Raw genomic sequence first — 11808 nt, 5'->3', positions numbered from 1 at the left:
AATGAAAAGATTATTTAATATTTTAATGTTAGCGGGAGTAGTGATGCTTACTTACTCTTGTTCTGAAACATCCGCACCTACGGCTACCCAAATGTTACCGGGTGAATGGGATGTCGCTGAAACTTATGTAAATGGACAGACACAGGGTACTGTTGATTTGTTTACACGCTTTATCTTAGAAAGAGATGGGTCGTTTGTATTGGAAGATATAAATGGAATCTTTTTTGCTGGTAACTGGACAGCTACAAATGATCAGTTGACGTTAAATGCGGCAGACGGTACGGTATTTAATTTTACCATTATTTTTCAATCTTACACCAAGATGCAATTGCTTCAGACCATATCTGGGTCTAACACTGGCGACTTGGAAATAAGATACCTTCTGAATAACCGCTTCGATAACGAAGATTATTAATTTTAAAGTACTCAATTAAAAAGGCGAGCCATTTGGCTCGCCTTTTTTTGTTTGTAATCGGTATTAAGCAGTCATTTCCTAGCAATGAAAACGCTAAAATGCGTCCGCAATCCACTGCATAAACGGGACGAATTTATAAAGCAGCATGATTGGAAGACTTAAAATAAATAAGCTTCTATCTAGCTTCTCTTTTTCATGAGTCTGTGAAATACCCATCGCAATAATTAGCCATGCGAAACTATGAATAGGCATGGTTAAGTAGGTTGTTAAAGCAAATAATAAGAGAAGGTAATTTCTGTAGTTAGTTAATTTAAATCGTGATGGCAATAAAAAAACTAATGCAAGAAGCGATTCAATAAGAATGGTATGCCAGGTAATAAACTTAGTGCTAAGCCTAATGGAGTCATTGGATTTTAAAGTTGCTGTCTCAATTTCATTGGATGCAACTTTGCGCATCATATTTATATTTTCAGCAATATCAGTTCTTGATTGATCTCCAAGAATCTTTGATTCTTCAGCAAATCTTGAGTCTGTTAGGAAGGTAAAATGAAAGTAGGTTCCTGAAGAAAAGTCGGGAGACAAGATCTTCCAAATTGTTGCAAAGAAGAATACCAGACCAATTAATGCTCTGGAATTTCGCGCCAGTATTCCGACAGAATCTTTGAACGATAAAGCAAATGCAATAGCTATTACCCAATATAGATTTACGAATAAGTGATTGTCTTGCGTCCACCAGTTTGCTGTTGTTTTTAAAAACAAAACAATAGCTAATACATACCACAGGTATTTATTTTTATGTAGTTCAGGAATTACCAGGCCTAATGCGGAGAGAGTCAGTATAGGCGCCATGAACCTCCAGTCATCACCAACAACCCACTCCGAAAATAAAAACAACACAAGAGTAGCTTTCAACGCCAGATCCATTGATTCAATGGATCCAATTTTATCAAGTAATTTTTGGATCTTTTTCACAAGCTACTTTCTAGTTTGTCGATAGGGCATACTAAGTTCATTCACAGTTTCATACGCTATAGAAGCTGTTTGATTATCAAAAACGCATTTTTTTACTTGAATCTTAATGTAGTCTGGAGTCTTAGATAACTTTAGCTTTCCGAGCGTTTTTCCCAGTTCTCTCAGGTTAGAGTTGGAGGGATAAGCTCGAGCTTTTTGCCATTCTTTTTCCAGGAATTTTTTAAAGAAGGGATCATTCGTATTCACTTTGATTTTGACTTCTCTTTTATCGAAAACTCCAGATACAATGACTACTCGGTTGTTTAGTTTATCTACTGTTGAGAACATTCCAAATCCGCCACCTTTGGCTGGGGTGAGAAGTCCATTTGTTTGAGTAATGTAGATCTGAGACAGGGCAACTAAAATCAATAGTACGCACGGCAAGTAAAGAAATACTTTTTTCAATTTAGCCTGATTTTCGATAGTTCAAGATGATTAAAGATAAGTCTATTAGCATGAAAAAGCCTGATCTTGTGATCAGGCTAATCAAATTATTAACGTTTTTATTGTGAGGGTTACGCAGCAGCGCTCATCTGAATAATCCACTGTTTGAAAAAATTAAGTTCAACCCATTGTTTATTTGCTGCATGACGATCTCCAGTAGTTTCAACCAGAACCCATTGCGTTCCACATTCATCTGCTTTTTTATCGATGGCATTTCGCTTCAGGGTCTTGCCATCTACTTCATATTCGAATGATAATTTTCTTAAATGTTTTTGACTAATCGCTTCCATAACTTTTGAACTTTAAATGATAGTTCAAATATGAGATGCAATTCAGTTTAATGTGAGCGTAATTTTGGTATTTGAAGAAATACGTGATTTGCGTAGTTGTTAATGCTAAAGCTTTTCACATCTTTCGCTAAGACTGTCATACATTAATTCATTCAGCTTTTTTCTAATGGCCGAACCAGTCTTATTTTCAATTAACCTGCCATCTATTTCTTTCACCGGGGTTAGTTCGCCCATTGTCCCAGTTGCAAAAACCTCATCAGCATTATAAAATTCGACAAGGCTCAGGTTTCGTTTCTGATACGGAATATTATTTTTATCAGCAAGTTCAAGTACAAACCCTCTGGTTATACCATGAAGGCATGCATTTGCAAAAGGGGTGTAGAGAACTCCGTCTTTTACCATAAAAAGATTGGTATCATTAAGTTCGGCAACAAAACCCCTTTCGTCCAGCATGACTCCAGCATCTACACCGGCAAAGTTGGCTTGAATCTTCGCAAGAATATTATTTAACAGGTTATTGTGATGTATTTTGCTATCCAAAAACTGAGGTCCATTCCTTCTTTGAGTGGAGGTAATCACCCGGATTCCGGAATCATTATCATAAACCAATGGTTTCCACTCTGCAAGCACTATGAGACAACTTCCTTTTTGATTCAATCTTGGATCCATACCCGATGTGATCTTCTCTCCACGACTGAGGGTGATGCGCATAAGCGCATCTTCGGTCATTTGGTTAGCCTGAAGTGTTTGTTTGATTGCATTCTTAACAAAGTCACGTGTTGGAACATGTTCAAAAGCTAAGGCTTTGGCTGAAGCAAACAACCTGTCAATATGACGATCTAAATGAAGAACACCTTCTTTATAAACTCTTGAACCCTCCCAGACAGCATCTCCACCCTGTACAGTACTGTCAAAAACAGAGACTTTTGCTTCATTTCTATGATAAAGTTTGTCGCCTACCCAGACCTGAATATTTTCATTCTTAGGATTGTACTTCTGTAACATGTTTAGTTGATTTTATACTTCTCTAATTTTTCAAAATAAGGCATGGCTTCTGCAAGTAATGATTCGCAATGTTCCGGAAGGGGACGCTCACTGGTTTTTTGCTTACTGAAGCCGGTAGAATTATGCACGTTTTTGTACCAGGATTTCGCCCAGACTCCATCTTCAGGAATAGGCCCCTTTTCCCATGTCAGCATGCGATCTTCGAAAGGAATATTCAGTTGAGCACATAGGTAATTCAAGTTTCTTTTAGGATCTTTTAAAACATCATTGGAATCAATGACGATAGGAGAAAAGGCACCTTTTTCAAGTACATAATCCAGTATGTCTGCTTCATGTTTCAGCCCAATGTCCTGAAGGGTTGGATCATTAATAACCTGCGCAAATGATGCAATCAATTGCTTTGGATTCCTAATCAAAAATACATTTTTTATATCCTTAAGGTAGCTCCAGTCAAGTCCGATGTGATGATGAGCCATGTTTTTAAGAAATACAATTTCATATTTCTTATCCAGCGATCGGATGTCATCCAAAATTTCAACAACATCACTCGACATGGAAGCAATCGTTTCTTCTTTGCCCGGGTGATCAAGTCCGGTTTGAATTAGGTAGTGTGCATAAAATGGTTCATCAACTACTTTAATTTTTGAATGCTGGGCAAACGCGTACATCAGTGCAGTCGAGATATTTCTAGGACCTGAGATTAGGTTGATTATCATGGATTAAATTCCTTTTCCTAGAACTAATTTAAATCCATTAATGTCCTCAATCACAAATTCTCTCATTTGGTAATCTGTGTCATTGATTGGTTCAATAATTTTAACGCCTGCATTTTGAAATTCTTTGTAAACGGCATCAGCATCATGAACAAAAATGTACAGCTTAGCCTCATCAGTTGGTTCAACCGGGTGATCTGATTTCGCGAAGTGTATACCAACAGCTTCTTCACGATTTACAACAGCGTAGGTCGGGGGATCTTGCCAAAGAAAGGAAATAGTGAAACCTAGTTGGTCTCGGTAGTATTCTGCGCTTTTTTTAACATTCTTTACCGGTAGAATGATCGAGGAGTGTGAAAAGAGTTTCATACACTAAAGGTCATAAAAAAAGCCCTGACTTCTTTAGCCAGGGCTTTAATTTCCTTCCTTTATGCTTAGGCCATTTGAGCAGTAAGCTTATCACTGAGAACATTTTTAGGTACAGCTCCAATTTGTTTATCCACAATTTCACCGTTTTTGAATACTAAAAGTGTTGGGATTGATCGGATACCAAATTTTGCTGAAACTTCAGGATTAGCATCTACATCTACTTTACCAACTACCGCTTTACCTTCAAAGTCTCCTGCTAGTTCTTCTACTACTGGACCGATCATTTTACATGGACCACACCACTCTGCCCAGAAATCAACAAGTACAGGTTGATCTGAATTAATGATTTCCTCAAAGTTGCTGTCCGTAATTTCTACTGCTTTTGCCATTGTCTTATATTAATTTTTTTGATTGCTTATGTTCGGAACACAAAAATAATTTGAATAGTTTATTCTCGTTTGATAAAACACTAGTTTGTTGTTGCCTTGACAATTAGTTCTTTTGGAGTAGCACCCTATAGCGAAGTTCCTCAATGCCTTGCAATTCTTTAATTAATTCATCTGTGGGGTCTATAGTAAACTTTCGACTCAACATCTCCAGATTAATTGCCCTATTCTCATAAACTCCTACCAGAGACATTTTCAATAATGATTTTCCAGGAAATTTTTCAGCAATTCGTTCTACTTCATCTACAATAATATCGTTAACATCCTCCAGGCGCATTTTTAATTCAAGTCCCCGGGTCATTTTTTCACGAATCTCACTTAGATGTTCAATATTCTGAATTTTAAACTCTAACTCTTCACTGTTCCATCGGTTTTGAATATTGCCCGTGAGGTAAAGGAACCAACCCTTCTCCAGCATCGGTTTGAATTTGAGATAATCTTGGGAAAAAAGGTAGAAGGTGTAATTGTCATTGAAATCTTCCAGCGTAAACTGACCAAAAGGATTTCCTTTTTTCGAAGTACGGTGCTGTACATCACTTACAATACCACCTATTCGAACCTCTCTCCCCTGGAGTTTTTCTGGTTCAGATAATTGATGAATTCCCGCATTGGTCAGGTGGTCCATCTCAAACTTAAACTGATTTAATGGATGTCCTGAGATGTAAAGACCCACCATTTCCTTTTCTATATTAAGTTTCTCGATATCACCATAAGGCTCAATACGACCTACTTTAGGTTTAGTAATATCTGTCCCAGAGGCACCTCCGAAAAGTGAAGACTGATTGCTTGCTTCTTCTTCCTGCATCCGATTGGCGTAGCGAATGGATTTTTCAATAAGGGAAGAGTTTTCATCATCTGGTTCCACATATTGACGCCTATGAAACTCTTCAAAGCAGTCGAACCCACCGGCTTTTGCCAGACTTTCAAAGGACTTTTTGTTGACAGTCCTGAGATTTACCCGTTTGGCAAAATCGAAGATGTCTGAAAAAGGACCGTTTTCATCTCGCTCTTCTATAATAGCCTGTACCGCAGACTCACCGGTTCCTTTAATAGCCCCCATTCCAAACCGTATCTCACCATCTGCATTTACTGCAAAGTCTTTTTGAGATTCGTTGACGTGTGGTCCTAGTACAGGAATGTTTCGGTTTTTACATTCCTCCATAAAGAAACTCACTTTATCAATACTACTTTGATTATGAGTAAGTACGGATGCCATGTATTCGGCAGGGTAGTTGGCTTTGAGGTAGCCGGTATGATAGGCTACTACAGAGTAACATGTACTGTGAGATTTATTAAATGCATATGCAGCAAAAGCTTCCCAGTCCGTCCATACTTTTTCAAGTTTATCTTCTGGGTGACCCTTTTCCTTGGCTTGTTCAATAAACTTGGGTTTCATCTCATCCAGGACGTCCCGCTTTTTCTTACCCATTGCCTTACGTAAGACATCAGCTTCACCTTTAGTGAATCCTGCTAGCGATTGAGATAGAAACATTACCTGCTCCTGATAGACGGTGATACCGTAGGTCTCTGCCAGATATTCCTCCATTTCAGGAATATCATAGGAGATGGCCTCCTTGCCATGCTTTCGAGCAATGAAGTTTGGTATGTATTCCATGGGTCCCGGTCGATACAGGGCGTTCATGGCAATCAAATCTTCAAACTTGTCAGGCTTTAGCGCTCTGAGGTGTTTTTGCATTCCAGGTGATTCAAACTGGAAAGTACCATTTGTTTCTCCTCTTTGATACAACTCATAAGTAGTTTGATCGTCAAGAGGAATATCATCAATGTTGATTTTAATTCCATGCCTTTTCTCGACGTTCTCAACAGCTGTTTTGATAATGGAGAGGGTTTTTAAACCCAGGAAGTCCATTTTTAGCATCCCTGCAGATTCAACAACGCTGTTATCGAACTGAGTGACCATCATTTCAGAATCCTTTTGCTTAGCTAAAGGAACAAAATTGCTCATGTCGTCTGGTGTAATAATTACTCCACACGCATGAACTCCTGTATTTCTCAAAGAACCCTCTAAAACAACCGCTTGATTCAAGACTTGCGAAGGAAGGTCTTTTCCCTTCTTTAGATCTTGTAGTTCTTTTACTTCAGCAAAGACCTTTGAAAACTTAGTTCCGGGTTGCTCCGGGACCAGTTTCGCAATAGCATCAGTTTCCGGGAGAGGTAATTCCATGACTCTACCGGCATCACGGATGGCTGACTTAGGAGCCATTGTACCGTAGGTAATGATTTGTGCTACTTGATCTTTACCATATTTATCAATTACATAGTTGATGACCTTTTCACGTCCTTCATTATCAAAGTCGATATCAATATCGGGAAGCGACACCCGATCTGGATTTAGAAAACGCTCAAAAAGGAGGTCATACGCGATTGGATCTACATTGGTGATCCCGATACAGTAGGCGACCACTGAGCCTGCTGCCGATCCACGACCTGGACCAACTGCTACATTCATTTCTCGTGCTTTTGCTGTGAAATCCTGGACAATTAGGAAGTACCCAGGGTAGCCAGTGTTGGCAATGGTCTCTAATTCAAAATCAATTCGATCGCGAATTTCATCTGTGATCTCATCATAGCGCTTTTTAGCTCCCTCGTAAGTAAGGTGCTTTAGATAGGCATTTTCACCTCGCTTACCTCCATCTTTATTATCCCCCGGGTCAATAAATTCCTCAGGGATATCAAAAGCGGGGAGTAATACATCACGTTCTAAGCTATACTCCTCAATCTTATCTACTAAAGTTGAAATGTTTTCAATGGCATCCGGGATATCCCCGAATGATTCTTTCATTTCTTGCTGTGTTTTGAAGTAGTAATTATCGTTCGGCAAACCGGGTCTGAAACCACGACCTCTACCAATGGGAGTGCTTTGTTTTTCGTTTTCCTTAATGCAAATCAATACATCATGAGCTTTGGCATCCTCACGGTCGAGGTAGAAGTACTCATTTGCAGCTATTAGTTTGACATCATGCTTCTTTGAAAAATCTACCAGTATTTCATTAAGTCTGTTTTCCTCTTCAAGTTCATGACGATTGATTTCCAAATAGAAATCATCTCCAAACAAATTCTTCCAATAAAGCAGGGCTTCTTCTGCCTGGGTTTCTCCTACATTCAATACCAAATGAGGTATTTCACCACCTAAGCTGCCACTTAATGCTATTAGGTCCTCCTTGTACTTTTCGATCAGTGCTTTGTCGATTCGTGGGTAAAGGCCATAATTTCCTTCTTTATAGGCAATTGAACTTAGTTTGATGAGGTTTTCATACCCCTTCTTTGATTTTGCAAGAAGTAATTGCTTGAATCTTTTATCCGGATTGTCTTTGGTGAACTGAAGCTTCAATCTTTCTTCAGCGACATAGAATTCACATCCGATGATTGGCTTTATTCCAGCTCCTTTAGCAGCTTTCACAAACTTAAATGCCCCAAACATGTTGCCCAGATCCGTCATAGCTACTGCTGGCATTTCATAAGACTTGGCTTTTGCTACTATAGCTCCTACATCTGGGGTTGCTTGCAAAACGGAGAATTGTGAATGCCCATGTAAGTGACAAAATGCTCCTTTAATATCTTCTGCCTTAACCTCCTCTGTACCAATTTTACCACTTGATTTTTCTCTTTTTGTGGCAAAATTTGCGGCATCTAAATCTGGAGCTTCATAGTTGATGTCCTCCGGCGTTGTATCATCAATGGTTGGTATGATCGCTCTCTTGAGGCATTCAAAGAATGCCTTGGCTGTGGCATCTACATCATAGGCTGCATCGTGTGCGTCTGCAAAAGGCTCACCGAATAGTTTTTCATATAGCTCGACAAGTTTTGGTGACTTTAGCCTACCACCAATACCGCCCTGTAGCTGGCAAAATTCCTTTGTATCGAGGGCCGTATCAATATTTTTTGCATCCTCAAGTAGGTTTTCTTTTTGCTTGCGTAGGTACTCAGCTCCGATGATCTTGTTATCAAACTCGATGTTATGACCGACCAGTACTTCGGCACGCTTGACGTCTTCTGAAAAAATATCGAGCACTTCTGATAAATCCTCTCCTACCTCTTGAGCTCGCTTTGTTGAGATGCCATGAATTTTTTCTGCATTGAATGGTATGGTAAACCCTTCAGGCTTGATAATGTGATTTCCTGTTGAAATCAGTTTCCCGGTCTGATCGTGAAGTTGCCACGCGATTTGTACCAGCCTGGGCCAATTATCCAGCTCCTCTACTGGGGCTGATTTATTATGTGGAAGTCCGGTAGTTTCAGTATCAAAAATGAGGTACATAGAGGGGGCTTATATTCTCTTTCAAAATAACACAAAGCCGAGCGATGTTTGACTAAAATTTCAATGAAGAACACACGCTGTGGATAACTTGTGGATATTCCATGAGCGTATGCGACTTTGGAATATGTAAAATGCTAATCATAGGAGCGCTAGATTTTAATTGTCTTGTCGCTTACTGAAATCCTTTTAGTATATTTCTCATACCTAACACACTGAGTCATCAAATAGTATGAAGATATTACAAGTTGGAATGGGCCCTTTGGGTCAGAAAATTTCAGAGTTTATTGAACAACGAAGCGGGCTACAAATAGTCGGCGCAATTGATACCAACCCTCAACTGATAGGGTCCGATTTGGGTAGCTTGAATACAAAATTGACAACTCCCATTAAAGTTGTTGAGTCAATAAAGCATGTGGATGATAAGCCTGATGTAATCATTCTGACCACTACCTCAACAATGGAAAGTATTACTCCACAGATACTTGAACTTTTGGATTTGGAATTACCAATTGTGTCTACGTGCGAAGAGCTTTCCTATCCATGGATTTGTTCTCCGGATCTTTCTAAACAAATAGATGATAAGGCAAGGAAAAAAGGCGTAGCGGTATTAGGAGTAGGAGTAAATCCGGGATTTCTAATGGATGCATTACCAAGTTTTCTTACGGCTGTGTGTCAGAGTGTTGAGTCGATTAAAGTAGATCGCGTACAGGATGCAAGTCAACGTAGACTTCCTTTCCAAAAGAAAATAGGAGCTGGTTTATCGCAGGATGAGTTTGCAAAACGCAAGTCTGATGGTTCTTTACGCCACGTGGGCCTTACAGAATCCATTCAATTTATCGCTACTGCTTTGGGATTGGAGCTTGACCGTGTAACTGATGAAATTTCACCTTTGATATCTGAGAATGGCATAAAGACCAAGGATTTGAATGTAGAACCAAATTTTTGCACAGGAGTGAGGCAAATTGGAACTGGATACCTGAACGGAAAGGAAATCATTAAGCTCAACTTCATTGCGGGCGTGGGTATTGAGTCTTCTTACGATAGCATAGAGGTTGCTGGGAATCCAAATATTAAATCAACCATTGAAGGAGGAGTGAACGGAGATATAGCAACTTGTGCGATCACCGTAAATGCTATTTACTCCATTGTTCGGGCTAATCCGGGTCTCCGGACCGTTCACGATGTGCCACTAATCTCACGAATGAATGGAAAAGCGTAAAGTCATAATGAGATACTCTCTTTTACTCGTCACACTAGTAATGCTTCTGGGTTGCAGGGAAGCGGATAGGGCCGATATGCTGATTAAGAATGGGACGATCATTGATGGCACAGGAAACGCATCATATTTTGCTGATGTAGCAATTAGAGGTGACTCTATTCTGGACATTGGAGCGTCGCTTTCTGAAAAATATTCATATAATAATGAGATAAACGCTAATGGATTCATTATTTGTCCTGGGTTCATTGACCCTCATACACACGCTTTGTCGGATTTATTGAGTGATGATAAACACAGCAATTTGAATTACCTCACCCAAGGAGTTACTACGGTTTTCGTGGGAAATGATGGAGATGGTCCATATCGGATTAACCAGGTCACTGAAAACCTTACGGATAGCATAGGCACTAATGTAGCCTTTCTCATTGGACATGGAACGGTCAGAGAAGCTGTAATGGGGATGAAAAATGAATCTCCGACTCAGGGTGAGTTGAATCAAATGAAAGCATTAGTGAAGTTGGGAATGGAGGAGGGAGCATTCGGACTCTCATCAGGTCTTTTTTACGCTCCTGGGAGTTTTTCTACTACTGAAGAGGTAATTGCATTAGCGGAAGAAGTAGCAAAATTTAGCGGTATTTATGACACACATTTGCGAGATGAAAGTTCGTATTCTATTGGATTATTAAAGGCAGTAGAGGAGGCAATACGGATAGGAGAAGAGGCAAATGTGGCTGTAAACCTTGCTCACATCAAGGCACTCGGCGTTGATGTTTGGGGCATGAGCGATGAAATAATTGAGATGGTAGAAGATGCGAACGATAGAGGAATCAGGACAACAGCTGATCAGTATCCCTGGAGCGCTTCAGGAACACACTTAGAAAATGCACTATTAAATAAATGGGTAATGGCGGACGGAGAAGAAGCCTATATGAATCGCTTAAATGACCCGGCATTAGCAAAACAGATTCGATCTGAAATTAAAGAGAACTTAAGAAAGAGAGGAGGGGCTGAATCAATCTTAATAACTGCAGACAGCAAAGATGAGCGCTTAATTGGATCCAATTTGCAGGAAATAGCTGATTCAACCAATGAGCACCCTGTAGATGTGGCTTTGGATATTATCAGAAATGGAGGATGTAGGATTGCGTCATTTAATATGAATCAAAGTGACATTGAAAACTTTATGGTGCAACCCTGGGTGATGACGAGCTCAGATGGGACCAATGGTCATCCTCGAAAATATGCCTCATTTCCCCAAAAGTATCAGAAATATGTGGTGGAGAGAGAGCTGCTGACTATAGAAGAATTTGTTCATCGATCTACTGGACTAACGGCTCAAAGTATGGGAATATCAAAAAGGGGGACATTGAAAGTGGGTAACAAAGCAGATATAATCATGTGGAAACCGGATGGTTTCAAACCTAAAGCTGATTTTCAAAATCCTGCGCGTTACTCAGAAGGCATCCATTATTTAATCATCAATGGCGAAATCGTCATTCAGGATGAAAGCTATAATCAAAAGCTTGCTGGACAGGTACTTTTAAAACAATCCGAAAATATTGAATGATTACATTCTCAAATAAAAAAGCCCACTCTAACATTTAGAGCAGGCTAAGT

11 protein-coding genes are annotated in these 11808 nt (G+C 39.6%); 3 read left to right on the top strand and 8 right to left on the bottom strand.

All coding sequences use genetic code 11. The features are described 5' to 3' along the window. Position 1 precedes the first annotated feature (1 nt). Positions 2-415: a hypothetical protein gene (locus ACO05G_RS10875; protein ID WP_348284117.1), complete on the top strand. Its 414-nt coding sequence runs from the start codon at positions 2-4 to the stop codon at positions 413-415. Between the two features lie 93 nt (positions 416-508). Here the strand turns inward: ACO05G_RS10875 and ACO05G_RS10870 are convergent, their stop codons facing one another. From ACO05G_RS10870 to dnaE, 8 genes are all read right to left on the bottom strand, one after another. After that, positions 509-1387 carry a hypothetical protein gene (locus tag ACO05G_RS10870; protein ID WP_421762803.1) on the bottom strand — a complete coding sequence of 293 codons (879 nt, stop codon included), beginning with the start codon at positions 1385-1387 and terminating at the stop codon, positions 509-511. Between the two features lie 3 nt (positions 1388-1390). Further along, on the bottom strand, positions 1391-1831 hold the full coding sequence (locus ACO05G_RS10865) for a hypothetical protein (RefSeq protein ID WP_348284119.1): 441 nt from the start codon (positions 1829-1831) through the stop codon (positions 1391-1393). A gap of 110 nt (positions 1832-1941) precedes the next feature. Beyond that, the gene (locus tag ACO05G_RS10860) at positions 1942-2160 is read right to left on the bottom strand and encodes a hypothetical protein (protein WP_348284120.1); all 219 of its coding nucleotides are present in this window, start codon (positions 2158-2160) and stop codon (positions 1942-1944) included. Positions 2161-2265: 105 nt separating this feature from the next. After that, positions 2266-3165: an aminotransferase class IV gene (locus tag ACO05G_RS10855; protein WP_421762802.1), complete on the bottom strand. Its 900-nt coding sequence runs from the start codon at positions 3163-3165 to the stop codon at positions 2266-2268. A 2-nt stretch (positions 3166-3167) separates the two neighbouring features. Then, positions 3168-3881, bottom strand: a complete 714-nt coding sequence (locus tag ACO05G_RS10850; RefSeq protein WP_421762801.1) for a sulfotransferase family protein — start codon at positions 3879-3881, stop codon at positions 3168-3170. A gap of 3 nt (positions 3882-3884) precedes the next feature. Beyond that, positions 3885-4247: a VOC family protein gene (locus ACO05G_RS10845; RefSeq protein WP_421762800.1), complete on the bottom strand. Its 363-nt coding sequence runs from the start codon at positions 4245-4247 to the stop codon at positions 3885-3887. A 65-nt stretch (positions 4248-4312) separates the two neighbouring features. Next, complete coding sequence (gene trxA / locus ACO05G_RS10840; RefSeq protein ID WP_348284124.1) at positions 4313-4636, bottom strand: thioredoxin; 324 nt, start codon at positions 4634-4636, stop codon at positions 4313-4315. A gap of 103 nt (positions 4637-4739) precedes the next feature. Then, entirely contained in the window at positions 4740-8972 is a 4233-nt protein-coding gene (dnaE, locus tag ACO05G_RS10835) for a DNA polymerase III subunit alpha (RefSeq protein ID WP_421762799.1), read from the bottom strand. 229 nt (positions 8973-9201) lie between these two features. On the opposite strand from dnaE, the gene ACO05G_RS10830 reads away from it, so the two are divergent. After that, positions 9202-10191, top strand: a complete 990-nt coding sequence (locus ACO05G_RS10830; protein ID WP_421762798.1) for a hypothetical protein — start codon at positions 9202-9204, stop codon at positions 10189-10191. After that, positions 10178-11758 carry an N-acyl-D-amino-acid deacylase family protein gene (locus tag ACO05G_RS10825; protein WP_421762797.1) on the top strand — a complete coding sequence of 527 codons (1581 nt, stop codon included), beginning with the start codon at positions 10178-10180 and terminating at the stop codon, positions 11756-11758. Before ACO05G_RS10830 ends, ACO05G_RS10825 begins: the two co-directional genes overlap by 14 nt. Positions 11759-11808 lie beyond the last annotated feature (50 nt).

The sequence above is a fragment of the Ekhidna sp. genome (genome assembly GCF_965227465.1).
GTDB lineage: Bacteria > Bacteroidota > Bacteroidia > Cytophagales > Cyclobacteriaceae > Ekhidna.
This window is presented reverse-complemented; position numbering and strand designations above follow the sequence as displayed.